Source organism: Rhodococcus sp. PvR099 (assembly GCF_017833315.1).
GTDB classification, from domain to species: domain Bacteria; phylum Actinomycetota; class Actinomycetes; order Mycobacteriales; family Mycobacteriaceae; genus Rhodococcus_G; species Rhodococcus_G oryzae.
In genome coordinates this window covers 1,922,985-1,946,445 of the sequence record NZ_JAFIBV010000001.1, presented here as the reverse complement: position 1 = coordinate 1,946,445, position 23,461 = coordinate 1,922,985, and the positions used below count along the sequence as shown (strand labels likewise).

Here is a 23,461-nt window from a genome sequence, read left to right as displayed (position 1 = left end):
ATTAGACCTTACGGGTAGTTGTACGGGAAGCGCTGGCCGAATCTCGCGTCCCGCGCAACACGCCCCCGGCGGCCGGAATGGGTAGTCTTCGCAGGGTGAAAGCCTTGCGTCGGTTCACCGTCCGTGCCCACCTCCCCGCCAGGCTGGCCGCCCTCGAGCAGCTGTCGACGAACCTGCGCTGGTCCTGGCATCCCGAGACCCAGGATCTGTTCGGCCGGATGGACCCCGCGCTGTGGACGCAGGTCCGCCACGACCCGATCCGGATGCTCGGCGAGGTCTCGCCCGCCCGCCTGGACGAACTGGCGGTCGACGACGACTTCGTCGCCGAGCTCGACCGGCTCGAGCAGGACCTGGACACCTACCTCGGCCAACCGCGCTGGTACCAGAACCAGCAGGCGAAGGGCGCCGACCTGGCCGGCGGGATCGCCTACTTCTCAATGGAGTTCGGCGTCAGCGAGGTGCTCCCGAACTACTCGGGCGGGCTCGGGATCCTGGCAGGCGACCACCTCAAGGCCGCCTCGGACCTCGGGGTTCCGCTGATCGGTGTCGGCCTCCTCTACCGGTCCGGCTACTTCCGTCAGTCGCTGACGGCCGACGGCTGGCAGGCGGAGCACTATCCCTCGCTTGACCCGCAGGGCCTGCCGCTGCGGCTGCTCACCGAGCCCGACTCGGGGGCGCCGGTGCTGTTGCGGGTCGCGATGCCGGGCAACCGGGTGCTCCGGGCCCGGGTGTGGATCGCCCAGGTGGGGCGGGTTCCGCTGTTGCTGCTCGACTCCGACATCGCAGAGAACGACCCGGAGCTGCGCGGGGTGACCGACCGGCTGTACGGCGGCGACCAGGACCATCGGATCAAGCAGGAGATCCTCGCAGGCATCGGCGGAGTGCGCGCGGTGCGCGCGTACACCCATTCGCTCGGGCTCGCCGATCCCGAGGTCTTCCACATGAACGAGGGCCACGCGGGTTTCCTCGGGGTGGAACGGATTCGGGAGCTGATCACCGGGTCCGGCCTGGACTTCGACTCCGCGCTCGCCGCGGTGCGGGCGGCCACCGTGTTCACCACGCACACCCCGGTGCCCGCGGGCATCGACCGGTTCCCCGCCGATCTCGTCCGGCACTACTTCGGTGGGGTCGGCGGCGAGAACGAGTCCGCCCTGCTGCCCGGTCTGACGGTGGACCGGATCATCGACCTCGGCCGCGAGAACGACCCGTCGGTGTTCAACATGGCCCACATGGGACTGCGGCTGGGTCAGCGTGCCAACGGCGTCTCGAAGCTGCACGGGATCGTCAGCCGGGAGATGTTCAACGGCCTGTGGCCGGGATTCGATGCCGCCGAGGTCCCGATCGGCTCGGTGACCAACGGCGTGCACGCCCCGACCTGGGCCGCGAGGGAATGGATGGACCTGGCCCGCCGCGCGGTGGGACCCGAGCTGGTCGAGGAGGCGCGCGGCTGGGAGCGGCTACAGGAGATCGCGCCCGCCGACCTGTGGTCGACCCGCAACACGCTGCGCGAGCAGCTGGTGCAGGAGGTCCGCAGGAGGGTGCGGGCATCGTGGCTCGAGCGCGGCGCCACCGACGCCGAACTCGGTTGGGTTTCGGGTGTTTTCGATCCCGAGGTGCTGACCGTCGGCTTTGCCCGCCGGGTCCCGACCTACAAGCGGCTGACCCTGATGCTGCGTGATCCGGACCGGCTGCGGGCGATGCTGCTCGACCCCGACCGGCCGGTGCAGCTGGTGGTGGCGGGCAAGAGCCACCCGGCCGACGAGGGCGGCAAGGCGCTGATCCAGCAGGTGGTGCGCTTCGCGGACGAGGCCGATGTCCGGCACCGGATCGTGTTCCTGCCCGACTACGACATGTCCATGGCTCGGTACCTGTACTGGGGCTGCGACGTGTGGCTGAACAACCCGCTGCGGCCGCTGGAGGCCTGCGGCACGTCGGGGATGAAGTCGGCGCTCAACGGCGGGCTGAACCTGTCCATCCGCGACGGCTGGTGGGACGAGATGTTCGACGGCGAGAACGGCTGGGAGATCCCCACCGCGGACGGCGTGACCGACGAGGTGCGCCGCGACGACCTCGAGGCGGGCGCGATGTACGGGCTGCTGGAGCGGTCGGTGCTGCCGAAGTTCTACGACCGCGACGCGGACGGGGTGCCTGCCCGCTGGGTGCAGATGGTCCGCCACACCCTGCAGCACCTGGGCCCGAAGGTGTTGGCGTCGAGGATGGTTCGCGACTACGCCGTCGACTACTACGCACCTGCCGCCCGGTCCGCGCGGGCCGTGGTCGCGGACGGTTTCGCGGCGGCGCGGCAGATCGCGGAGTACCGCGGCCGCGTCGAGGCGGCCTGGCCCGACGTGCAGGTGGTTCAGGTCGACAGCTCCGGGCTGCCGGACACCCCGGTGATCGGTGCGGACCTGTCGCTGCGCGCGTACGTGCGGCTCGCCGGTCTCGCCGTCGCCGAGGTCACCGTGCAGGCGGTGCTCGGCCGGGTGGGGGCTGACGAGGAACTGAGCGATGTGGTCACCGTGCCGATGCGGCACGCGGGTTCGGACGAGCTCGGCGAGCTGTTCGTCGCCGACACCACGGTCCCGCACTCCGGGGCGGTCGGCTACACGGTGCGGGTGCTGCCACACCACCCGTTGCTTGCCTCCGACGCCGAACCGGGCCTGCTGGCGGTGCCGCACCTGTAGGCGGACCGCGGCGCCGCCACCGGCCACGGATGCGCGCGAACCCGACGTGGGGACGGCCCGCGGGGTGGACAATCGAAGTCGTGGCGCCGGCAGCGGAATCGGGTGCACACCCGAGCAGGGCCGAGCGCGCGGAGCGAGGTCGCGCCGCGCGCCGGGAGACGCCGTTCGCTTCACTCGCGGAGCACCACCCCGGCGCCGAGCGTGATCCGGTCGGCCTGCTCGAGACCCAGGCGGCGGCCCGCATCCCGCAGCTCGTCCCGGTTCGATACGGGCGGATGGCGACCTCGGCGTTCGCCTTCTTCCGTGGCTCCGCCCTCGTCATGGCGGACGACCTCTCGCGCGCCCCGTCCTCGGGACTGAACACTCACCTGTGCGGGGACGCGCACCTGAGCAATTTCGGGATCTACGCGACGCCGGAGCGCAGGCTGGCGTTCGACATCAACGACTTCGACGAGACCTATCCCGGTCCCTTCGAGTGGGACGTCAAGCGCCTGGTCGCCAGCCTCGAGGTCGCGTCGCGGGACACCGGGTTCGGCACCAAACAGCGGGCCAGGATCGCAAGGGGGTGTGCCGCCGAGTACCGGGAGACGATGGCGCTCCAGGCGGAGCGGGGCACCCTGGCGGTGTGGTACTCCCACATCGAACCCACCGAGGAGCTCGTTGAACTGGCCGATCAACTGGACTCGTCGTCGAGCAAGCGGATGCGCAAGACGCTGGAGAAGTCGTGGAACCGCGACAGCGTCCAGGCGCTGGGGAAGCTGACCACGGTGGTCGACGGCAGACGGAAGATCCTCAGCAATCCGCCCCTGCTGGTCCCGATCGAGGAGGTCTTCGCCGACGCCGATGCCGACGAGTTGAATCGCGAACTGCGCCAGCGTCTGAGCGATTACCGCTCGACGCTGCAGTGGGATCGCCGGGTGCCGCTCGAGCAGTTCGAGCTGGTCCAGGTGGCGCGCAAGGTGGTCGGGGTCGGCAGCGTCGGGACGCGATGCTGGATCATCCTGTTCCGCGGCGTGGATGACGAGGACCCGCTGTTCCTGCAGGCCAAGGAGGCGGTGCCGTCCGTGTTGTCGGATTACCTCGAGGGGCCCTCGTTCGAGAACGAGGGCGAGCGGGTGGTCCACGGTCAGCGGCTGATGCAGGCCGCCAGCGACATCTTCCTGGGGTGGCAGCAGGGCATCGGAGTGGACGGCGTGCGGCGCGACTACTATCTGCGGCAGTTGCGAGATGGCAAGGGGTCAGCGGTGATCGAGGCGATGACGCCGACGGGGATGACGCTCTACGGGCGCCTGTGCGGCCGTGCGCTTGCCTATGCGCACGCCAGGTCGGGCGACCGGATCGCGATCGCCGAGTACCTCGGGTCCAGCACCGAGTTCGACGAGGCAATCGCAGCGTTCGCACAGTCCTACGCCGCTCAGACCGCGCACGATCACGCGGCGTTACTCGAGGCGATCGCCGGTGGGCGGGTCGCGGCGCGGTCCGGACTCTGAGATGGCGGGGCACGACGATCCGGACCGGAGTCGGCGCTGGTGGGCGCGGGCGGCCTTCGCGGCCGCCGTGGCCGCGGCCGTGGTCCCGATCGTGGCAGCGGGCCTGCTGAGCACGCTGGTGCTGCTGGCCGCGGGCATCGGCGGGGTCGTGGTGATGGTGGCGGCCCTGTACTGGTTCCTCACCCATCGCGGTGTGCCACGGTGGATCTGGCTGGGTGTGGCCGTGCTCGTCCCGATCGCGGTCCTGTCCGCGTTCGTCAGCGCGAACCTGCTGTGGGTGGTGGTGGTCTCGTACGTGCTCGTGCTCCTCGCGGCCCTGTGCGCCCGCACCGCCCTCGAGGCCGAGCGCGCCGAGTCCGCGATGGACGAGCGCAGCGTCCCGCCGCCCCGGCAGCCCTTTCTGGTGATGAATCCGCACTCGGGTGGCGGCAAGGTGGCCAGGTTCGGGCTGCAGCGCAAGGCCGAGGAGCTCGGCGCGGAGGTCGCCCTGCTCGAAGGACCGGACACCATCGACGTGGAGGCGTTGGCCCGCGACGCGGTGCGCAGGGGTGCCGACCTGCTCGGGGTGGCGGGCGGGGACGGGACCCAGGCCCTCGTCGCAGGGGTCGCGGCCGAACACGACCTACCGTTCCTGGTGATCAGCGCGGGCACCCGCAACCACTTCGCGCTGGATCTCGGGCTCGATCGCGACGACCCGGCCGCCGGCATCGAGGCGTTGCGGGACGGCGTCGAGGTCCGCGTCGACCTCGGGGAGATCGCCGGGCGCACCTTCGTCAACAACGCCTCGTTCGGGGTGTACGCCGAGGTGGTGCAGAGTCCGGCGTACCGGGACGACAAGACCGGGACCGTGCTCCGCATGCTGCCGGACCTGCTGGGCGGGAGCGCGGGGGCGAGGCTGATCGCCCGAACCGGCGGCCTCACGGTTGAGGGTCCCCAGGCGGTACTGGTGAGCAACGGCCCCTATCAGACCAGTGACCTCGCGGGTCTTGGCCGACGGGCGCGACTGGACCGCGGCGTGCTCGGGGTCGTGACCGTGGCGGTGGATGGCGCGCGCCAGGCCGTCGGGTTGCTCAACCGTGCGCACGAACGCGGCATGACCCAGCACACGGTCCGCGAGGTGACCGTCGATGCCGATGCGCCGGCGATACCGGTCGGCGTCGACGGCGAATCGCTCATGCTCGCCACGCCGGTGCGGTGCACCATCAGGCCGGGGGCGTTGCGGGTGCGGCTGCCGAGGGACCGCCCTGGGGTGCCGCCGTTCAAGGTCGCGGTCGACTGGGTTCGGCTACGCGCGCTGGCCGGGTGGGCACACCGGCCGAGGTAGCGGGGCTCAGCCCGCCGTCAGCCTGGCGAGCGCCTTGCGCACGACCTCGGGATCGGAGGTCTCCCAGAACGGCGGCAGCGAGGCGCGAAGGTAGCCGCCGTAGCGGGCCGTCGCGAGCCGGGAGTCCAGCATCGCGATCACGCCGCGGTCGTCGACGCTGCGCAGCAGCCGACCCACGCCCTGCGCCAGCAGCAGCGCGGCGTGATTGCCCGCCACCGAGAGGAAGCCGTTGCCACCGCGGGACTCGACCGCGCGCTGGCGGGCCACCAGCAGCGGATCGTCTGGCCGCGGGAACGGGATCCGGTCCAGGATCACCAGGCTCAGCGACGGGCCGGGCACGTCCACGCCCTGCCACAGCGACAGCGTGCCGAACAGCGAGGTGGCCTCGTCCTCGGCGAACGCGCGGACCAGCTGCCCGGTGGCGTCGTCGCCCTGGCACAGCACCGGGGTGTCGAGGCGCTTGCGCATGACCTCGGCGGCGGCCTTCGCGGCGCGCATCGAGGAGAACAGCCCGAGGGTGCGGCCACCGGCCGCGGTCACCAGTTCGGCGATCTCGTCGAGATAGCTCGGTGCCAGCCCGTCCCGGCCGGGGGCGGGCAGGTGCTTGGCGACGTAGAGGATGCCCGCCTTGGCGTGGTCGAACGGCGAGCCGACGTCGAGCGAATTCCACCGGATGGCGGCCTCGTCCGCGGGCGCCTCGGTGCCGGTCGCCATCGCCGGATCGACGCGGGTGCCGGACTCGGCGGGCAGGCCCCAGTTCACCGCGAGCCCGTCGAACGATCCGCCGACCGTCAGGGTCGCGGAGGTGAGCACCACGGTCGACTCCGCGAACAGCCGCGAGCGCAGCAGCCCGCCGACCGACAGCGGCGCCATCCGGACGAGCTTGCCCCGCCGCTCCTCGTCGGCGAGCCAGACCACGTCGCGGCGCTTGGCCGGGTCCGGTTCGTCGAACGCGGTGAGCACGCGGACGGCGTTGTCGTGCACCTCGTCGACGGCCGCGAGCGCGGCGTTGCGGGCGGCGGCCGCCTCGGGGTCGGTGGCGTTCATCCCCGGCCGCGCAGGCCCGATCGCCGTGCGCACCGCCCAGGCCGCATCTCGGACGGCGGCCAGCGCGTGGCCCGCGCCGTCGGGCAGTCCTTCCCAGCGGCCGGCATGCAGCTCCTCGAGCACCGCGTCCCAGCCCTCCGCCGAGGCCTCGAACCGGTCCGCGTCCTGCTCCTCGACGAGCTTGACGCACCTGCGCGCGGCGGCGCTGATGGTCGACGGCGCCAGCTCGGCGGTGGCCACCCCCGTCACCCGGTCGACCAGTTCGTGTGCCTCGTCGATCACCACCACGTCGTGCTCGGGCAGGACGGCGATGCCGGTGATCGCGTCGATCGCGAGCATCGCGTGGTTGGTGACCACCACGTCGACCTTCGAGGCCTCGGCCCGCGCCCGCTCCGCGAAGCAGTCCTCGCCGACGGGGCAGCTCGACTTGCCAAGGCACTCGCGCGAGGTGACGCTCACCTGGCGCCACGACTGATCGCTCACGCCGGGCACCAGCTCGTCCCGGTCGCCGGTCTCGGTGTCGGATGACCACTTGGTCAGCCGCTGCACCTCGCGGCCGAGCCGGGAGATCGCGAACGCGTCGAACAGCTCGGCCGACTCCGCAGTGTCTTCTGATGCCCCGGTGTGGATCTTGTTCAGGCACAGGTAGTTGTTGCGGCCCTTGAGGATCGCGAACTCCGGCCGCCTGCCCAGCGCGCCCGCGAGGGCATCGGACAGGCGCGGCAGGTCGCGGTCGACGAGCTGGCGTTGCAGCGCGATGGTGGCGGTGGAGATGACCACGGTGCGCCCGCTCTCGACGGCGTGCCGGATGCTGGGCACCAGGTAGGCGAGCGACTTGCCGGTACCGGTGCCCGCCTGCACGGCGAGGTGCTCGCCGGTGTCGATGGCGTGCGCGACCGCCGACGCCATGGTCAGCTGGTTGGTGCGTTCGGCGCCGCCCAACGCCTGCACCGCCACGGAGAGCAGGTCGGGCACGTTGGGGAGTTCAGGCACCGACCAAGGCTACTCGGCGCCGCCGTCAGTTCGCCGCAGCGACCTGACCCACCGGGGTGACGCCCGCGCCGCGGAGCCGCTCGAGCACCGACGGCACGGAGTCGGGGGACACCGCGGCCGTGTACCGCAGCAGCACCCTGGTCTCGAAGCCCTCGCGCGCCGCGTCGAGCGCGGTCGCGCGGACGCAGTGGTCGGTGGCGATGCCGACCACGTCGACGGCGGCGATCTCGCGGTCACGCAGCCAGTCCGCCAGGGACCGCCCAGACGCCGCCGAGCCCTCGAAGCCCGAGTAGGCGGCCGAGTGGGCGCCCTTGGAGAACACCTCCTCGACCGATCGCAGGTCGAGGGCGGGATGGAACCCGGCACCTCGCGTCCCGGCCCGGCAGTGTGGCGGCCAGCTGTCCACGTAGTCGGGTTCGTCGGAGAAGTGCGCGCCCGGGTCGACGTGGAAGTCCCTGGTGGCGACGATCGCGTCGTACTCACCTGCCGCGGTGGAGCCGAGCAAGGAGGAGATGTCGGCCGCAACCGCCGCGCCGCCCGCGACGGCCAGCGAGCCGCCCTCGCAGAAGTCGTTCTGCACGTCGACGACGATCAGCGCCCGCTTCGGGGCGGCGGGGGAGTCGGTGGGGTTCATCGCAGTCACCTAGCCCACGAACCGGGTGGGGATCGCGGGATCGCCCTGGGACAGCTTGAGTCCCTCCCACGGCAGGCTGACGAGCCGCTGGGCGAGCAGGTCGCGGCCCTCGTCCAGGGTGGGCAGACCCGTCACCACCTCGCCGCCCCGCACCATCGGGACCAGCAGGTCGTGCGCGATCAGACCGCCGCTCTCGGGCGCGGGCGCGTCGGCCGGGAACGCGACCTCCTCGACCGCGGTCCCGGTGGGCCGGGCGAAACGGAGCACGCGCTTGGTCCCGCCGCGCGACTCCTTGTGGCTGCTGCGCTTGGCCACCGGGATGCCCTCCACCTCCACCAGCTTGTAGACCATGCCCGCCGTGGGTGCGCCCGAGCCGGTGACCAGCGCGGTGCCCACCCCATAAGTGTCCACCGGTTCGGCCCGCAGCGCCGCGATCGCGTACTCGTCCAGATCGCCGGACACCACGATCTTCGTCTTCGTCGCGCCCAGGTCGTCGAGCTGCGCGCGCACCTGGCGGGCCCACACGCCGAGATCGCCCGAGTCGATCCGCACGCCGCCGAGCTCCGGCCCGGCGACGGCGATGGCGGTCTTGACGCCCTCGGTGATGTCGTAGGTGTCCACCAGCAGGGTGGTGCCCAGTCCGAGCGCCGCGACCTGACCGCGGAACGCGGCCGCCTCGTCCGGGCCGGCGACAGTGTTGTGCAGCAGCGTGAACGCGTGCGCGCTGGTCCCCGCGCCAGGCACGCCGTAGCGGCGGACTGCCTCCAGGTTCGAGGTCGCGGTGAACCCGGCCAGGTACGCCGCGCGGGAGCAGGCCACGGCCGATTCCTCGTGGGCGCGCCGCGAGCCCATCTCGATCATCCGCCTGCCGGCAGCGGCGCTGACCATGCGTGCGGCGGCGGAGGCGATCGCGCTGTCGTGGTTGAGGATCGAGAGCGTCAACGTCTCGAGGAGCACGCATTCGGCGAAGGTGCCGCGCACCGAGAGGATCGGCGAGCCAGGGAAGTACAGCTCGCCCTCCCGGTAGCCGTCGATGTCGCCGGAGAAGCGGTAGTTCCGCAGCCAGTCCACCGTCTGCTCGTTCAGGAACTCGGACACGACGGCCAGCTCCGGCTCACCGAACCGGAAGCGGGGCAGCGCGTCGAGCAACCGGCCGATGCCGGCGACGACGCCGTACCGGCGCCCGGCGGGCAGCCTGCGCGCGAAGACCTCGAAGCTGCAGCGGCGGTGCGCCGAACCGTCGCCGAGCGCGGCCGAGAGCATCGTCAGCTCGTACTGGTCGGTGAGCAGCGCGGTGCTCGTCTTCGGCTGGGACCAGTCCGAGGCGTTGTTCGTCACGCGCCCACCTTACGAGTCGCGGACCCGTGATGCGCGGACGTGCCCGTCCTGCGTTCGGAGGTTTTCTCTTTCCTGAGCACGTCGTACTCTGGAGTCATGGCCCAGTGCCCGACAACTATTCCCATGGCGAGGATGCCCGCAGCGTCGCCGCAGGTCACGCCAGCCGAATCCGAGGTCGAGGAGATCCTGGAAGCGGAGGACAAGCCCTGGGTGACCGTCGTCTGGGACGACCCCGTGAACCTCATGCACTACGTGACCTTCATCTTCCAGAAGCTGTTCGGCTACAGCAAGGCGAGGGCCACCGACCTGATGATGCAGGTCCACAAGGAGGGCAAAGCCGTCGTGTCGTCCGGATCCCGCGACAAGATGGAGCACGATGTGAACCGTCTCCACCAGGCAGGCCTGTGGGCGACGATGCAGCGCGACAGCTAGCGGAGATCCCCGACCACCGATCCTGAAAGGACCCGCAGGTACGCAACGTGCGCACATGGAGCCGAAAGAATTCGCTGGGCGGCGTGAAGATTCGCTCCGAGATGGACGCACGAGAGGCCTCGGTCCTCAGGTCGCTGGTCTCGTCTGTCCTGGCGCTGCTCGAGGACCGGGCGGCCGCGGTGCCGCAGGACGACCTCGCCGAGCTGACCGGTCTGCGTACCGGGAACAGTGACGCCCCAACGGATGCCACTCTGGCCCGACTGCTGCCGAACTTCTACCGGGCCGAGGCCGACCGCGAGGGCACACCGGCACAGGGCGCGAATATGAATGCGGCACTGCGCAGTCTGCACGAGCCGGAGATCATCGACGCCAAGCTGGCGGCGGGATCGGTGATCCTGCAGACGGTGCCGCCGGAGGGTGGCAAGGTCTCGCTGACCCCCGAACAGGCCGACGCGTGGCTCGCAGGACTCAACGACGTGCGCCTGGCCCTGGGGACCACCATCGGCATCGACGCCGACACCCCGGACGAGCTCGAGCCCGACGACCCGCGGGCGCCGCACCTGGACGTCTATCACTGGCTCACCTGGATGCAGGACTCCCTGGTGCAGGTCCTGGTCCCGTGACGGGCGCGGGGGTGCGCAGCGGGCCGCGGAACTCGCTGGCCGATGTCGAGGGCCTGCTGGTCGGGCACCACCACGAGCTGGACCGGGACGCCGGACTCGGCTCGGGCCGGGCGACGGGCTGCACCGTGGTGCTGGCGCCAGGCGGCGCCACCGCGTCCGTCGATGTGCGCGGCGGCGGGCCCGGCACCCGCGAGACCGACCTGCTCGATCCGAGCCACACCGTCCAGCAGGTGGACGCGGTGCTGCTGACCGGGGGCAGCGCCTACGGGCTGGCAGCCGCGGACGGGGTGATGCGCTGGCTCGAGGAGCACGGTCGCGGGATCCCGATGGACGCCGACGGCCATGTCGTCCCGATCGTGCCGGGAGCGGTGATCTTCGACCTGCCGGTGGGGGACTGGTCGGTGCGGCCGACCGCGGATCACGGATTTCTCGCGGCGGAGGCGGCGGCTGCGGAGTTCGCGGTCGGATCCGTTGGTGCCGGGGTCGGTGCGCGCGCCGGGGTGCTCAAGGGCGGTGTCGGCACTGCCAGCCTCGTGCTCGGCGCAGGGGCGGCCGAAGGCGTCACGGTCGCGGCGCTGATCGTCGCCAATCCCGTTGGCTCCGTGTTCGATCCGGGCACCGGTCTGCCGTGGGGGGTCGGGGTGGCCGAGGCCGCGAGCTGGGGCCTGCGGGTCCCGGATGCCGCCGAGTTGGCCGCGGCGATCGAGCTCGGGCAGAAGGGCACCGTCCTGAACACCACCATCGGGGTGGTGGCGACCGATGCCGCGCTGAGCAAGGCCGGCTGCAGGCGGGTCGCCGTCGCGGGCCACGACGGCCTGGCCCGGGCGATCCGGCCCGCGCACTCACCGCTCGACGGGGACACGCTGTTCGCCCTTGCGACCGGCACCAGGGCGACCGCGCCCGCCCCAGTCCCGATGCCCGCCGCCTTTCCCGCGGAGCTGGCGCTGCTCGACGCGGTGTGCGCGGCCGCGGCCGACGCGGTGACGCGGGCGATCGTCGGTGCCGTCCTCGCGGCAACGGCGGTCGCGGGAATACCGAGCTATCGGGAGCTGTTTCCGTCAGCATTCGACGTCTAAGCTGGGCGAACACATCGGAGGCGCAGGTGTTGGTGATCAGATCCGACCTCGTCGAGGCGATGGTCGCGCACGCTCGTGCCGATCATCCAGATGAGGCCTGCGGCATCATCGCCGGCCCCGAGGGCGGCGATCGGCCGCTGCGGCACGTCCCGATGATCAACGCCGAGCGCTCGCCGACCTTCTACCGCTTCGACTCCGGCGAGCAGCTGCGGCTGTGGCGTGCGATGGAGGCGGCCGACGAGGCGCCGGTGGTCATCTATCACTCGCACACCGCCACCGAGGCATATCCCAGTCGCACCGACGTCTCCTTCGCCTCCGAACCCGACGCGCACTATGTGCTGATCTCCACCCGCGATCCGGACACGCACGAGCTGCGCAGCTTCCGGATCGTCGACGGCGTGGTCACCGAGGAACCGGTCGACGTGGTGCCGAGCTACCCGTACGCACAGAACCCCCACTAGGAGCCCTGATGGCCGTCATCGTTTCCATCCCCACCATCCTCCGCAACCACACCGACGGTGAGAAGCGGGTGCAGGCAACGGGTTCCACCTTGGCCGCGGTGATCGACGACCTCGAGGCCAACCACGCCGGGCTCAAGGACCGGCTGATCAACGAGGGCAAGCTGCACCGGTTCGTCAACGTGTACGTCAACGACGAGGACGTGCGCTTCTCCGGCGGACTCGACACCGCGGTGGCCGACGGGGACTCGGTCACCATCCTGCCCGCCGTCGCCGGAGGCTGATCCGCGGTGGCCCGGTACGACTCGCTGATCGAGACCCTGGGCGACACACCGCTGGTCGGGCTGCCGCACCTTTCCCCGCGCTGGACGGGGGAGGCGCCGGTGCGGCTGTGGGCCAAGCTGGAGGATCGCAATCCCACCGGCTCGGTGAAGGATCGGCCCGCGCTGCGGATGATCGAGCAGGCCGAGCGGGACGGACTGCTCACGCCCGGCGCCACCATCCTGGAGCCGACCAGCGGCAACACCGGGATCTCGCTGGCGATGGCCGCCAAGCTCAAGGGCTACCGGCTGATCTGCGTGATGCCGGAGAACACCTCGATCGAGCGCAGGCAGCTGCTGACCATGTTCGGCGCCGAGATCATCGACTCGCCCGCGCGCGGCGGCTCCAACGAGGCGGTGGCGCGGGCGAAGGCGATCGCCGCGGAGCACCCCGAGTGGGTGATGCTCTACCAGTACGGAAACCCGGCGAATCCGGCCGCGCACTACGAGGGCACCGGACCGGAGTTGCTGCGCGACCTGCCGGAGATCACTCATTTCGTGGCCGGACTCGGCACCACCGGCACCCTGATGGGCACGGGACGCTTTCTGCGCGAACACGTGCCGGGAATCGAGATCGTGGCCGCCGAGCCGCGCTACGGCGAACTGGTCTACGGCCTGCGCAACATCGACGAGGGCTTCATCCCCGAGCTGTACGACGAGTCGGTGCTCACCTCGAGGTTCTCGGTCGGCCCGTTCGACGCGGTGCGGCGGACGCGGGAACTGATCGAGCGGGAGGGCATCTTCGCGGGCGTCTCGACCGGGGCCGTCCTGCACGCGGCGCTCGGGGTCGCGGCCAAGGCGGTCAAGGCAGGCGCCCGCGCCGACATCGCCTTCATCGTGGCCGACGGCGGCTGGAAGTATCTGTCGACCGGTGCGTACGCCGGTACCCTCGAGGATGCGGAGGCGGCCCTGGAGGGGCAGCTGTGGGCGTGACGGAAAGAGGTTCGGATGAGCACCCCGGGTGACCCGTTCAAGTACACCAACCCCGCTCTGTCGGTGCCGTCGAACCCGCCCGCGACCAGGCCTGCGGCCGAGCGCCCGATGTGGCAGCAGGCGGCCGCGGTCATCGGCGGCTTCGTGGTCGGGCTGTACGTCCTCGAGTTCATCGACATGCTCGTCAAGGGCAGCCTCGACAACGGCGGCATCCAGCCGAGGACCGTCGACGGCCTGTGGGGGATCGTCTTCGCGCCGGTGCTGCACGGCGGGTGGGCGCACCTGGTCGCGAACACCATCCCGCTGCTGGTGCTCGGATTCCTGGTCATGCTCTCGGGCATCGGGCGCGGGCTCGCGGCCACCGGCATCATCTGGGTGATCGGCGGTGTCGGGGTGTGGCTGTTCGGCTCGGTGAACAACCATCTCGGCGCCTCGGTGCTCGTGTTCGGCTGGCTGACCTACCTGATCACCCGCGGCATCTTCGCCCGGCATTTCGGGCAGATGGCCCTAGGGCTTGTCGTGCTGGTGATCTACGGCGGGGCGCTGTGGGGCGTGCTGCCCGGCCAGCCCGGGATCTCTTGGGAAGGGCACCTGTTCGGCGCGATCGGCGGTGTCGTCGCCGCCTGGGTGCTGGCCTCCGATGTCCGCAAGGCGCGCGAGGCGAAGGCGTTGAACCGGTAGCGAACGCGCAGGTGTGACGCCCGGCGCAGCGGATCACGGGGCGGCATTTGGTCTCGATTCCACTCGAAGCTTTTTCCGGATCAGGTGGTCGTGGCAGCATGGGAAACATGCGCATCACCGTCCTGGGTTGTTCGGGCAGCGTCGGGGGTCCCGACTCGCCCGCCTCGGGCTACCTCTTGACCGCTCCGGACACCCCGCCCGCGGTCCTTGACTTCGGCCCCGGCGTGCTCGGAGCGCTGCAGCGTTACGCCGACCCCGGTCAGGTGTCGATCTTCCTGACCCACCTGCACGCGGATCACTGCCTCGACCTGCCGGGGCTGCTGGTGTGGCGCCGGTACCACCCCAACCCGCCGCCCGGCCGGGCCGTCGTCTGCGGGCCGACGGACACCGCCTGCCGGATCGGTGCCGCCTCCTCGGAGTGCGGCGGCGAGTACGACGACATCTCCGACACGATCGACCTGCGCGCCTTCACCGACGGCGGATCCATGAGCCACGGCGCGCTCACCGTCACCTCGCGCCGGGTGTTCCATCCGCCGGAGGCGTACGGGTTGCGGATCAGCGATCCCGCGGGCCGGACCCTCGTCTACACCGGCGATACCGGGATGTGCGACGAGGTGGTCGAGCTGTCCCGCGGCGCGAATGTGCTGCTGGCCGAGGCCTCCTGGACCCATCACCCCGACCGCCCGAAGGGGATCCACCTCTCCGGCACCGAGGCCGGACAGGTCGCGGCAAGGGCGGGGGTCGGCGAACTGCTGCTCACGCACATCCCGCCGTGGACCTCCCGCGAGGACGTCATCGCCGAGGCCAAGGCCGAGTTCTCCGGACCCGTCCACGCCGTCTCGCCCGGGGACGTCTTCGAGATCTGAGTCGCGGGACGTCTAGGCTTGCGCCCGTGAGCAGACGACTGGATGGCAGGGCGGACGACGAACTCCGCGAGGTACGGATCACCCGGGGCTTCACGAGCCATCCGGCCGGATCGGTTCTCGTCGAATTCGGTGGCACCCGCGTGATGTGCACCGCGAGCGTCGAGGAGGGCGTGCCGCGCTGGCGCAAGGGTTCCGGCCTCGGCTGGCTGACCGCCGAGTACGCGATGCTGCCCGCCGCGACCCACACCCGCAGCGGCCGCGAGTCGGTCAAGGGCAAGGTCGGCGGACGCACCCAGGAGATCAGCAGGCTGGTCGGCCGCTCGCTGCGCGCCTGCATCGACCTCGCCGCGATCGGCGAGAACACCATCGCCATCGACTGCGACGTGCTGCAGGCCGACGGTGGCACCCGGACCGCGGCGATCACCGGCGCCTACGTCGCGCTGGCCGACGCCGTCACCTACCTGCGCGCGGCCGGCCGGCTGGCCGACCCGCAGCCGCTGTCCTGCGCGATCGCCGCGGTCAGCGTCGGCGTCGTCGACGGCCGGGTGCGGCTTGACCTGCCCTACGAGGAGGATTCGCGCGCCGAGGTCGACATGAACGTCGTCGCGACGGACACCGGCACCCTCGTCGAGGTGCAGGGCACCGGAGAGGGCGCGACCTTCCCGCGCACCACGCTGGACAAGCTCCTCGACTCGGCACTGGCCGGCTGCGAGCAGCTGTTCGAGGTGCAGAAGCAGGCGCTCGCGCTGCCGTACCCGGGTGAGCTGCCCGAGCCGAAGGAGCCCGAGGCGGCGAAGAAGAAGTTCGGTGCCTGAGGCCGTCCGACTTCTCGTCGCGAGCCGAAACGCGAAGAAGCTCAAGGAGCTTCGGCGCGTGCTCGAGGCGGCCGGGGTCAGCGGCATCGAGCTCGTCGGCCTCGACGAGGTGCCGCCGTTCCCGGAGGCGCCCGAGACCGAGGCGAGCTTCGAGGGCAACGCGCTGGCCAAGGCCCGCGACGGCGCCGCGGCCACCGGGCTGCCGTGCGTCGCGGACGATTCGGGGCTCGAGGTGGACGCGCTGAACGCGATGCCGGGGGTGCTGTCTGCGCGGTGGTCGGGCGGACACGGTGACGACGCGGCGAACACCGCGCTGGTGCTCGCGCAGCTGTCCGACGTGCCGGACGAGCGCAGGGGAGCGGCCTTCGTCTCCGCATGTGCGCTCGTGGTGCCCGGCGGCGAGGAGTCGGTGGTGCGCGGAACGTGGCCCGGGGCCATCGCCAGGGAGCCCCGCGGCGACGGCGGATTCGGTTACGACCCGGTGTTCGTGCCGGAGGGGGAGTCGCGCTCGGCGGCGCAGCTGACCCCCGAGGAGAAGGACGCGGCCTCGCACCGCGGCCGGGCGCTGGCGCAGCTGGTGCCCGCGATCGCCGCGCTGGCCGGCAGCTAGGTTCCGCCCGCCCGTCGAGTGTGCAGTTCCGCGCGTCCCCTTTCGGGCGATGCGTCGGAAGGTGCACACTCGACGGGCCAGCGGGGCGGCCTGCGCCCCGACCATCGCTGTGAGGACGTGCAGATGTCGCCGATGATGATTCCCGTGACGCCGCAGGGCTGGATCACGTACCTGATCGCGTACCTGACGGGTCAGCCCGTGATCCTGGGCGGCGGCGGGTCCTAGGGCATCGCCGCCGGGCGATCAGACGCCGAAGTCGCGCTTGACCTGCTGGGTGCGCCAGTGCTCGACGAAGAACGACAGGAACGGGACGGTGCCCGCGAGCAGGGTGCCGATGGTGCGGCCGACGGGCCAGCGCACCTTCACCGCGAGGTCCATCGTGAGGATCAGGTAGACGAAGTAGACCCAGCCGTGCACGATCGCGATCCAGCTCGGCAGGTTGTCCACCTTGAACACGTACTTCGCGACCATCTCCGCGGTGAGCACGAGCAGCCAGATGCCGGTGGCGTAGGCGAGGACGCGGTAGCGCAGCAGCGCCGAGGCGATCTTCTTGGTGTCGCGAACTTCGGTCGCGGTGACGGTCTCGTCGGGGGCCGTGCTCACGTGCTGCTCCTATCGGCCTCGCCGGCTCTGAGCTGCGCGAGGTAGTTGTTGTACGCCTGGTGGGCTTCGTCGTCCGGGTTGTCCGCGTCCAGCTTCTGGTTGCCCGACCGGGTGCGCGTGGGCAACACGTCGGCGGGGATCTCGCGGACCTCCGAGGAGGAGGCCGCGTCCTCGGACGGGTCACGGTCCTCGAGCTGCACGAACCGCCGGTACGCGTACACCACGAACGCCGCGAACAGCGGCCACTGGAAGGCGTAGCCCAGGTTCTGCCCGGTGCCGCCGACGGCCTCGAAGCGAGTCCACTGCCACCAGCCGAGCGCGAGACACCCGGCCGCAGCGATGACGACGAAGAGAATCAGCGCTGGTCTGCGACGGGAGGGTGAACTGGCCACACAACGACGGTACCCGAGCCGTCGGAGCCGCAGGTACGGAGCCGGGGAGGCGTGGATCACCCTCCCACGGGCCCCGCGATGACCGTGGTCAGGACACTGCCTTGATCCGGGTGACCAGCAGGGCCCCGATCAGCGCGCTGATCGCGGCGAAGGTGAAGAGCAGCGGATAGTTCTTGTCGGGCCCCACGGCCAGGATCAGCGGCGCGATGGCGGGCGCCAGCGACTGCGGCAGCGTGTTCGCGATGTTGATGACACCGAGGTCCTTCGCCGCGGTCTTCGGATCGGGCAGCACCTCGGTGACCAGCGCCATGTCCACCGCGAAGAACAACCCGGTGCCGATCCCCAGCAGGAGCTCGGCGACCATCACCATCGCGAAGCTGTCCGCGATGGCCAGGACCGCCAGTCCCGCCGACAGCATGAGCGCCGACCCGATCACGAAGGCCTTGCGGCGTGCCGCCCGGTCCGAGATGTAGCCGCCGACGGCAGCGGCGATCGCCGTGCAGGTGTAGCTGACGCCGACCAGGGTCGCGAGTGCGGTGGCGGCCTCATCGGTGGAGAGGTCGAGCCGATCCTGCAGGAAGAACAACAGGAACGTCATCGGCATCGAGACGCCGAGCATGACCAGGAACCTGGTGAGCCAGGCGTATCCGAAGTCCGGGTGGAGCCGCGGATTGACCCAGAAGCTGCCCGCGAACATCCGCAGGGAGAACCGATCGCGGGGGGCGGGCACCTGCGGATCGGGGAGGGTGACCGCGAAGGCGGTGATCAGGATCAGGCCGACCACGGCGGGCACCAGGATCTTCGCGGTGCCCGGCACCACGGTGACCAGCGCGACGCCGACGATGAGCGCCAGCATCTGACTGAATCCCATTGCGCCCGAGGCCAATCCTCGTTGGGCGGGGGGAACGTGATCGGGGATGGTCGCCGTCAGTGCGGCCATCACCCCGTTGAAGGCCAGCTGCGCCAGGCACCATCCGACCAGCAGCACCGGGATCGACGGTGCGAACGCCACGATCGTCAGGCCCGCCGTGCCCACCACGGCGCCGCCGATCAGCCACGGCCTGCGCCGACCGAAACGTGAGGACGTCCGATCGGAGAGGCGACCGGCGAGCGGGTTCCCGATCAGGGCGAGAAAGGCGCCGACCCCGAGTACCAGGCCGAGGGTGTTCTCCTTCTGTGCCGGATCGAGGTGCTCGACGCGAAGCTGGAGCGTGACGACCACCGGCGTGAGCACGGAGAGGAAGAGTCCCAGGTTCGCCATCGCCAGCCTGGCGGGAAACGCCCGCGGTGACCCATCCAGATCCGATTGACTGTCTTCGAGCCCTTCGGCACCAACGGCTGTCATTCGGCATCTCCCGCTTTGATTCGGCGGTGTCGCGCTCGACACCGCAACGGAGTATGGCGAATGAGCCGAGTGTGCGGTAGGTAACGTTATGGAACTGTTACTTATTGGGTCGAGCGCCGAACGATTGATATGCAAGCGGCAACTTGCCTATGGTGGGGTCGTGGTCAACGTCTATCGCGCTCTCGACGACGAGACGAGGCGTGTCATCCTCGACGAACTGGCGACGAGCGACGGCCAGACGCTGTTCGAGATCTGTTCCCTGCTCTTGGTGCGGCATGGTCTCGGCCTCACACGTCAGGCGATCTCCCAGCACCTCGGCGTGCTCGAGTCGGCGGGGCTGGTCGTGACGGAGCGGCGTGGACGATCCAAATTTCATTACTTCGATTCCGAGCCACTCGCCGAGATCAGCAGACGATGGCCTGTCCGAGAGAGTGACGATCAATGAGAATCAACCTGACGAGTTTGTTCGTCGACGACCAGCGAGCGGCACTCGCCTTCTACACCGATGTGCTCGGCTTCGCGAAGCACCACGACATTCCCCTCGGCGACGACTCGTGGCTCACGGTCGTGTCGCCCGAATCGCCCGACGGCCCGCAACTGCTGCTGGAGCCGGCGCGGCACCCGGCGGTGAAGCCGTACCGGGATGCACTCGCCGAGGACGGTATTCCGCTCGCGCAGTTCGCCGTCGACGACGTCGAGGCCGAACATGCCCGGCTGACCGGAAGGGGCGTGGTGTTCACGCAACCGCCGACCGACATCGGGACCGCGGTCGTGGCCGTCTTCGACGACACGTGCGGCAACCTCATCCAGATCATCACGGAGAAGTCGACGTGACCCTGGCAGAGGTGATGGCCGAACTCGCCGCGCTCGAGGACCCGAAGGCGCGCGCGGTCAACGAGAAGCACGGTGACGATCACGGTGTGAACCTCGGCAAACTGCGCGCGATCGCGAAGCGGCTGAAGACGCAGCAGGAACTCTCGGGCCAGCTCTGGGCGACGGGGGACACCGCGGCGAGACTGCTGGCGCTCCTGATCTGCCGCCCCAAGGCGTTCGACCGCGACGAGTTGGATGCCATGATGCGCGACGCGCGCACCCCCAAGGTGCACGACTGGCTCGTGAACTATGTGGTGAAGAAGAACCCGCACTCCGAGGAGCTGCGCCTCGCCTGGTTCGCCGATCCGGATCCCGTTGTCGCGAGTGCCGGCTGGGCCCTGACCACCGAACGCGTGGCGAAGAAGCCCGAGGGCCTCGACCTCGCGGGCCTGCTCGACGTCATCGAGGCGGAGATGGCAGACGCCCCGGACCGTCTGCAGTGGGCGATGAACCACTGCCTGGCTCAGATCGGGATCGAGCACCCCGAGCTCCGTTCCCGGGCAATCGATATCGGGGAGCGCCTGGAGGTGCTCAAGGACTACCCGACGCCGCCGAACTGCACGTCTCCGTTCGCGCCCACCTGGATCAACGAGATGGTGCGCCGGCAACAGGTCCGGTGATTTCCGTCAGTACGAAGGAAGGATGGCCCGGGTGCCTGAAGTAGCTCGCAAGCGCCGCACCCAGCCGCCACCGCCCCATGTCCTCTACGAAGCGCTGACCGATCCCGATCGCGACCCGACACGCCCGTGGCTACTTCTCCAGGAGGACGAACAACGCCCCACGATCGCCGAATCCGTCGAGCCGAACCTCGTCGTGTGGACCTCGCTGTGGCCACTTCGCCCAGACGCCAACATCCGATTCGACATCGAGGGGCCGTCACGCGGCAGTGCAACGTTGACCTGGACGTTGATCCTCGACGATCCGGTCCCCGACGCCGCGACGATCATTCGTATGCGCAAGCGGCTGAACGTACTCATCAACGCCAACTTGCGCTTCACCTTCGGTCAATAGGCGCGCGCCGGAGGTGTCAGTCCGAGTCAGCGCGAACGCGCCGGTAGTGCTCGTAGATCACGCGCGAGCCGAACGTCATGGTCTCGATCAGGTCGCGCGGGACGTCTTCGGTGACCGGCGGCAGGAACGGCGTGCCGCCCCCTATGGCGGTGGGGTCGGATCATGATGTGTGTTCAGCCGAACCGGGCGCATCGTCCGGGGGCGCGATGGCCGCGGTGACGCGGTGCGCCAGTGCGCGCAGGTGGTCGATGAGTTCGGGTGGTTCGTGCACTCGGAAGCCGAACCCGAAAAGTCCGGTGTAGACGGCTATTTCGTCGAGTGAGTTCGAGCCGGTGTGCAGCAGGCAGTGCCCCTCGTCGATCGCCTCGATGACGCCGACGGTCGGCGGGATGCGATCCACAGCCACGGCCGCCGATACCTCGAGGGTGATGCGCGCCTGATAGCGATAGGGGGCGGTGCTGACCCCGCGCGACACCCAGCCGGTCAGGTCCACCTCGGGGGCCTCGCGCGGGGTGAATCGCGGTCCGTTGGGGATGCGCGGACGCAGGCGGTCGACACGGTACGTGCGCCAATCGTTCTTCTCGACATCCCAGCCGACCAGGTACCAGTGCCGCCCGGTGTGCACGAGCCGATGCGGTTCGGCCGCCCGCCGGATCTCGGTGCCGTCGTGCGTGCGGTAGTCGAAGCGGAGATGTTCGTGGTCGCGGATCACGGCGGCGATCGTGGTGAGCACGTCCGGGTCCACAGCCGGGGTTCCGGCCGGCATGCTGACGGTCGCGGCCTGTAGCGCCGAGACGCGGTGGCGCAGTCGCGGCGGGAGGATCTGCTCCAACTTCGTCAGCGCCCGCAGCGAACTCTCCTCGATGCCGGTGATGGTTCCGCCCGCGGCGGTGCGCAGCCCGAGGACGACGGCGACCGCCTCGTCGTCGTTCAGCAGCAGCGGGGGCAACTTGGTTCCCGCGCCCAGTCGGTAGCCGGCCGCTCCGGCGACCGCATGCACGGGGTAGCCGAGGTTGCGCAGCTTGTCGATGTCGCGGCGGATGGTCCGCGCATCGACCCCCAGGCGCTCGGCCAGGTCGGCGCCGGTCCACACGCGGGGCGTCTGCAGGAGCGACAGGAGTTCGAGGAGTCGAGCCGAGGTTTCCAACACACCGCGCATTCTCCAGCAAACCTAGGGCGAAAGTTGTCCTAGCCGCTCCGTACGGTGATTCTCATGAGCGCAGAGATCACTCCCTTCCGTATCGATGTCCCCCAAGCCCAGCTCGACGACTTGCATCGGCGACTGGACGAGACCCGCTGGCCGGATGGCGTCACCGGAGTCGGCTGGGCGCAGGGCATTCCGCTCGACTACACCCAGGAGCTGGCGCGGTACTGGCGCACCACCTACGACTGGCGAGAGCAGGAGACGCGGCTCAACGCGTTCCCGCAGTTCCGCACCGAGATCGACGGCCACGACGTGCATTTCATCCATGTCCGGTCGGCCGAACCCGGTGCCATGCCTCTGATCCTCACCCACGGTTGGCCCGGATCGATCGTCGAGTTCCTCGACGTGATCGGTCCGCTGACCGACCCGGTCGCGCACGGCGGGCGGGCCGAGGACGCGTTCCATGTCGTCGTGCCGACGATCCCTGGATTCGGGTTGTCCGGGCCTGCTGTCGGCTGGTCGACCACCCGGGCCGCGCACGCCTGGGTGCAGCTGATGCACAGGCTCGGCTACGACCGCTACGCCGCGCATGGCGAAGACACCGGCGCGGCCATCTCCCGAGAGCTGGCGGTGATCGATCCCGAGCACGTCGTGGCACTGCACGTGACGATGATCGCCTCGGCCACCGTCACCCCCGAGACGGCCGACCTCGACAATCCCGCCGAGAAGCGCGCCCTGCAGCTGGCGCAACGCGCCCAGTACGAGCTCGGCGCCTACGCGATGCTGCAGGCCACCCGCCCGCAGACCCTGTCCTATGCGCTCGCCGACTCGCCGGTGGGTCAACTGGCATGGATCGTCGAACGCTTCAAGGACTGGACCGACTCGACAGACGTGCCAGAGGACGCCGTCGACCGCGACACGATGCTGACCAACGTCATGATCTATTGGCTCAACGGCACGGCGGGCTCGTCGGCGCGCTACTACTACGAAGGCGCCGCGACCTGGGGTGGACCCGAACCCGAGACCGATGTGCCGGTCGCGGTCGCCGTTTTGCCGCAAGACCTGGGAATCCCCGTCCGCCGCATCGCAGAGCAGAACCACAACATCGTGCGCTGGACCGAATTCGACCGGGGCGGCCACTTCGCGGCTATGGAAGAACCCGACCTGATCATCGACGACTTGCGCGCCGCGTTCCGCGACTACCGCCAATAGACACGAAATCGCGGTGGTCAAGCAGTGGTCTCTACGGGTTCAGCGGCGAGGGATGTGTGGGTTCATACACACCGAGTGCTCCGCCACCGGGCAGCGTGAGGTGGGTGATCAATCCCCACCGTTCGCGCCGCAGGTCCGAGCATGCAACACCATGTTCAGCCATCTGCTCAACGAACGCCTCGACGTCGTCACACATCAGAAACAGCTCGTGCACGCCATCGGCGTCGGCTGGATGTATGGCCAGCTCGGCCGGCGGAAGGGCGAAGATCAACCAGCCCTGCCCGGCATCGACGGACGGATAGTCGAGCACGTCGCGGAAGAACGCCCGGTCTGCCTCGGCGTCGGTGCTGTAGAGGACAACATGCGCTCCACGAATCATGTTCTGACCCTAGTTCGCGGCACAAGACGGAAACGAGGTCACGGACTCTTCCGAGTTCGTGACCTCGTCGTGTGCAGTTCGTGGAACTGCTGGTGGTGCGCGAGGGGGGACTTGAACCCCCACGTCCTGAGACACCAGGACCTAAACCTGGCGCGTCTGCCAATTCCGCCACTCGCGC

General features: G+C 70.0%; 26 protein-coding genes and 1 tRNA gene. 18 read left to right on the top strand and 9 right to left on the bottom strand.

What is annotated here, in order from left to right; translation table 11 throughout:
• Nucleotides 1–95: 95 nt before the first annotated feature.
• From glgP to JOE46_RS08910, 3 genes are all read left to right on the top strand, one after another.
• Complete coding sequence (gene glgP / locus JOE46_RS08920) at nt 96–2,684, top strand: alpha-glucan family phosphorylase (protein WP_209926944.1); 2,589 nt, start codon at nt 96–98, stop codon at nt 2,682–2,684.
• A gap of 80 nt (nt 2,685–2,764) precedes the next feature.
• On the top strand, nt 2,765–4,174 hold the full coding sequence (locus JOE46_RS08915; protein WP_373560247.1) for a DUF2252 domain-containing protein: 1,410 nt from the start codon (nt 2,765–2,767) through the stop codon (nt 4,172–4,174).
• 1 nt (nt 4,175) lies between these two features.
• Nucleotides 4,176–5,498: a diacylglycerol kinase family protein gene (locus tag JOE46_RS08910; RefSeq protein ID WP_097211563.1), complete on the top strand. Its 1,323-nt coding sequence runs from the start codon at nt 4,176–4,178 to the stop codon at nt 5,496–5,498.
• 6 nt (nt 5,499–5,504) lie between these two features.
• Here JOE46_RS08910 and JOE46_RS08905 read toward each other — a convergent pair whose 3' ends face one another.
• The 3 genes from JOE46_RS08905 to JOE46_RS08895 are packed head-to-tail and all read right to left on the bottom strand — an operon-like array spanning nt 5,505 to nt 9,510.
• Nucleotides 5,505–7,538 carry an ATP-dependent DNA helicase gene (locus JOE46_RS08905; protein ID WP_097211514.1) on the bottom strand — a complete coding sequence of 678 codons (2,034 nt, stop codon included), beginning with the start codon at nt 7,536–7,538 and terminating at the stop codon, nt 5,505–5,507.
• Nucleotides 7,539–7,563: 25 nt separating this feature from the next.
• Complete coding sequence (locus JOE46_RS08900) at nt 7,564–8,172, bottom strand: isochorismatase family protein (protein ID WP_209926943.1); 609 nt, start codon at nt 8,170–8,172, stop codon at nt 7,564–7,566.
• Between the two features lie 9 nt (nt 8,173–8,181).
• The gene (locus JOE46_RS08895) at nt 8,182–9,510 is read right to left on the bottom strand and encodes a nicotinate phosphoribosyltransferase (protein WP_209926942.1); all 1,329 of its coding nucleotides are present in this window, start codon (nt 9,508–9,510) and stop codon (nt 8,182–8,184) included.
• A gap of 96 nt (nt 9,511–9,606) precedes the next feature.
• Here JOE46_RS08895 and clpS point away from each other — a divergent pair, with 96 nt between their 5' ends.
• The 10 genes from clpS (at nt 9,607) to rdgB (ending at nt 16,324) form a co-directional block, all read left to right on the top strand.
• Complete coding sequence (clpS, locus tag JOE46_RS08890; protein WP_077043788.1) at nt 9,607–9,942, top strand: ATP-dependent Clp protease adapter ClpS; 336 nt, start codon at nt 9,607–9,609, stop codon at nt 9,940–9,942.
• 47 nt (nt 9,943–9,989) lie between these two features.
• Complete coding sequence (locus JOE46_RS08885; protein ID WP_097211512.1) at nt 9,990–10,565, top strand: DUF2017 domain-containing protein; 576 nt, start codon at nt 9,990–9,992, stop codon at nt 10,563–10,565.
• Nucleotides 10,562–11,641, top strand: coding sequence for a P1 family peptidase (locus tag JOE46_RS08880; protein WP_307861263.1), 1,080 nt, complete (start codon nt 10,562–10,564; stop codon nt 11,639–11,641). Before JOE46_RS08885 ends, JOE46_RS08880 begins: the two co-directional genes overlap by 4 nt.
• 26 nt (nt 11,642–11,667) lie before the next feature.
• Nucleotides 11,668–12,102 (top strand): Mov34/MPN/PAD-1 family protein, encoded by a 435-nt coding sequence (locus JOE46_RS08875; RefSeq protein ID WP_097211511.1) that lies wholly within the window; start codon nt 11,668–11,670, stop codon nt 12,100–12,102.
• 8 nt (nt 12,103–12,110) lie between these two features.
• Nucleotides 12,111–12,383 carry a MoaD/ThiS family protein gene (locus tag JOE46_RS08870; protein WP_209926940.1) on the top strand — a complete coding sequence of 91 codons (273 nt, stop codon included), beginning with the start codon at nt 12,111–12,113 and terminating at the stop codon, nt 12,381–12,383.
• A gap of 6 nt (nt 12,384–12,389) precedes the next feature.
• Complete coding sequence (locus JOE46_RS08865) at nt 12,390–13,352, top strand: cysteine synthase (RefSeq protein WP_209926938.1); 963 nt, start codon at nt 12,390–12,392, stop codon at nt 13,350–13,352.
• A 15-nt stretch (nt 13,353–13,367) separates the two neighbouring features.
• Entirely contained in the window at nt 13,368–14,033 is a 666-nt protein-coding gene (locus tag JOE46_RS08860; RefSeq protein ID WP_097211508.1) for a rhomboid family intramembrane serine protease, read from the top strand.
• 107 nt (nt 14,034–14,140) lie between these two features.
• Nucleotides 14,141–14,899 (top strand): cyclic nucleotide-degrading phosphodiesterase, encoded by a 759-nt coding sequence (locus JOE46_RS08855; RefSeq protein WP_209926936.1) that lies wholly within the window; start codon nt 14,141–14,143, stop codon nt 14,897–14,899.
• A gap of 26 nt (nt 14,900–14,925) precedes the next feature.
• On the top strand, nt 14,926–15,714 hold the full coding sequence (rph, locus tag JOE46_RS08850) for a ribonuclease PH (RefSeq protein ID WP_027499784.1): 789 nt from the start codon (nt 14,926–14,928) through the stop codon (nt 15,712–15,714).
• The gene (gene rdgB / locus JOE46_RS08845) at nt 15,707–16,324 is read left to right on the top strand and encodes an RdgB/HAM1 family non-canonical purine NTP pyrophosphatase (protein WP_097211507.1); all 618 of its coding nucleotides are present in this window, start codon (nt 15,707–15,709) and stop codon (nt 16,322–16,324) included. The genes rph and rdgB overlap by 8 nt, the downstream gene beginning before the upstream one ends.
• Nucleotides 16,325–16,567: 243 nt before the next feature.
• On the opposite strand, the gene JOE46_RS08840 is transcribed toward rdgB, so the two are convergent.
• The 3 genes from JOE46_RS08840 to JOE46_RS08830 all read right to left on the bottom strand — a co-directional run bounded on the left by JOE46_RS08840 (nt 16,568) and on the right by JOE46_RS08830 (nt 18,664).
• Nucleotides 16,568–16,927: a DUF3817 domain-containing protein gene (locus tag JOE46_RS08840; RefSeq protein ID WP_027499786.1), complete on the bottom strand. Its 360-nt coding sequence runs from the start codon at nt 16,925–16,927 to the stop codon at nt 16,568–16,570.
• Entirely contained in the window at nt 16,924–17,319 is a 396-nt protein-coding gene (locus tag JOE46_RS08835; RefSeq protein ID WP_097211506.1) for a transcriptional regulator, read from the bottom strand. The genes JOE46_RS08840 and JOE46_RS08835 overlap by 4 nt, the downstream gene beginning before the upstream one ends.
• Nucleotides 17,320–17,407: 88 nt before the next feature.
• A complete protein-coding gene (locus tag JOE46_RS08830; RefSeq protein WP_097211505.1) occupies nt 17,408–18,664 on the bottom strand; it encodes an MFS transporter in 1,257 nt (418 codons plus the stop codon).
• 160 nt (nt 18,665–18,824) lie between these two features.
• Between JOE46_RS08830 and JOE46_RS08825 the strand changes: the two genes are divergently transcribed.
• The 4 genes from JOE46_RS08825 to JOE46_RS08810 are packed head-to-tail and all read left to right on the top strand — an operon-like array spanning nt 18,825 to nt 20,548.
• Nucleotides 18,825–19,109, top strand: coding sequence for a helix-turn-helix transcriptional regulator (locus JOE46_RS08825; RefSeq protein WP_257017449.1), 285 nt, complete (start codon nt 18,825–18,827; stop codon nt 19,107–19,109).
• Nucleotides 19,106–19,498, top strand: coding sequence for a VOC family protein (locus tag JOE46_RS08820; RefSeq protein WP_097211503.1), 393 nt, complete (start codon nt 19,106–19,108; stop codon nt 19,496–19,498). Before JOE46_RS08825 ends, JOE46_RS08820 begins: the two co-directional genes overlap by 4 nt.
• Before the next feature lie 14 nt (nt 19,499–19,512).
• Nucleotides 19,513–20,157: a DNA alkylation repair protein gene (locus JOE46_RS08815; protein WP_097211560.1), complete on the top strand. Its 645-nt coding sequence runs from the start codon at nt 19,513–19,515 to the stop codon at nt 20,155–20,157.
• Nucleotides 20,158–20,179: 22 nt separating this feature from the next.
• On the top strand, nt 20,180–20,548 hold the full coding sequence (locus tag JOE46_RS08810; protein WP_245220994.1) for a hypothetical protein: 369 nt from the start codon (nt 20,180–20,182) through the stop codon (nt 20,546–20,548).
• Between the two features lie 160 nt (nt 20,549–20,708).
• Here the strand turns inward: JOE46_RS08810 and JOE46_RS08805 are convergent, their stop codons facing one another.
• Complete coding sequence (locus JOE46_RS08805; RefSeq protein ID WP_209926934.1) at nt 20,709–21,698, bottom strand: YafY family protein; 990 nt, start codon at nt 21,696–21,698, stop codon at nt 20,709–20,711.
• A gap of 63 nt (nt 21,699–21,761) precedes the next feature.
• Between JOE46_RS08805 and JOE46_RS08800 the strand changes: the two genes are divergently transcribed.
• Nucleotides 21,762–22,904 (top strand): epoxide hydrolase family protein, encoded by a 1,143-nt coding sequence (locus tag JOE46_RS08800; protein ID WP_209926932.1) that lies wholly within the window; start codon nt 21,762–21,764, stop codon nt 22,902–22,904.
• 31 nt (nt 22,905–22,935) lie between these two features.
• Here JOE46_RS08800 and JOE46_RS08795 read toward each other — a convergent pair whose 3' ends face one another.
• Complete coding sequence (locus JOE46_RS08795; protein ID WP_097211501.1) at nt 22,936–23,283, bottom strand: VOC family protein; 348 nt, start codon at nt 23,281–23,283, stop codon at nt 22,936–22,938.
• Between the two features lie 93 nt (nt 23,284–23,376).
• Nucleotides 23,377–23,461: transfer RNA gene (locus JOE46_RS08790), tRNA-Leu, on the bottom strand.

Coding starts and splice junctions, on each gene's coding strand:
- JOE46_RS08815 (WP_097211560.1), top strand. CDS start 19,513: ATGGCCGAACTCGCCGCGCTCGAGGACCCGAAGGCGCGCGCGGTCAAC.
- JOE46_RS08910 (WP_097211563.1), top strand. CDS start 4,176: ATGGCGGGGCACGACGATCCGGACCGGAGTCGGCGCTGGTGGGCGCGG.
- JOE46_RS08860 (WP_097211508.1), top strand. CDS start 13,368: ATGAGCACCCCGGGTGACCCGTTCAAGTACACCAACCCCGCTCTGTCG.
- JOE46_RS08830 (WP_097211505.1), bottom strand. CDS start 18,664: ATGACAGCCGTTGGTGCCGAAGGGCTCGAAGACAGTCAATCGGATCTG.
- JOE46_RS08820 (WP_097211503.1), top strand. CDS start 19,106: ATGAGAATCAACCTGACGAGTTTGTTCGTCGACGACCAGCGAGCGGCA.
- JOE46_RS08795 (WP_097211501.1), bottom strand. CDS start 23,283: ATGATTCGTGGAGCGCATGTTGTCCTCTACAGCACCGACGCCGAGGCA.
- JOE46_RS08870 (WP_209926940.1), top strand. CDS start 12,111: ATGGCCGTCATCGTTTCCATCCCCACCATCCTCCGCAACCACACCGAC.
- JOE46_RS08810 (WP_245220994.1), top strand. CDS start 20,180: ATGGCCCGGGTGCCTGAAGTAGCTCGCAAGCGCCGCACCCAGCCGCCA.
- JOE46_RS08900 (WP_209926943.1), bottom strand. CDS start 8,172: ATGAACCCCACCGACTCCCCCGCCGCCCCGAAGCGGGCGCTGATCGTC.
- clpS (WP_077043788.1), top strand. CDS start 9,607: ATGGCCCAGTGCCCGACAACTATTCCCATGGCGAGGATGCCCGCAGCG.
- JOE46_RS08855 (WP_209926936.1), top strand. CDS start 14,141: ATGCGCATCACCGTCCTGGGTTGTTCGGGCAGCGTCGGGGGTCCCGAC.
- JOE46_RS08800 (WP_209926932.1), top strand. CDS start 21,762: ATGAGCGCAGAGATCACTCCCTTCCGTATCGATGTCCCCCAAGCCCAG.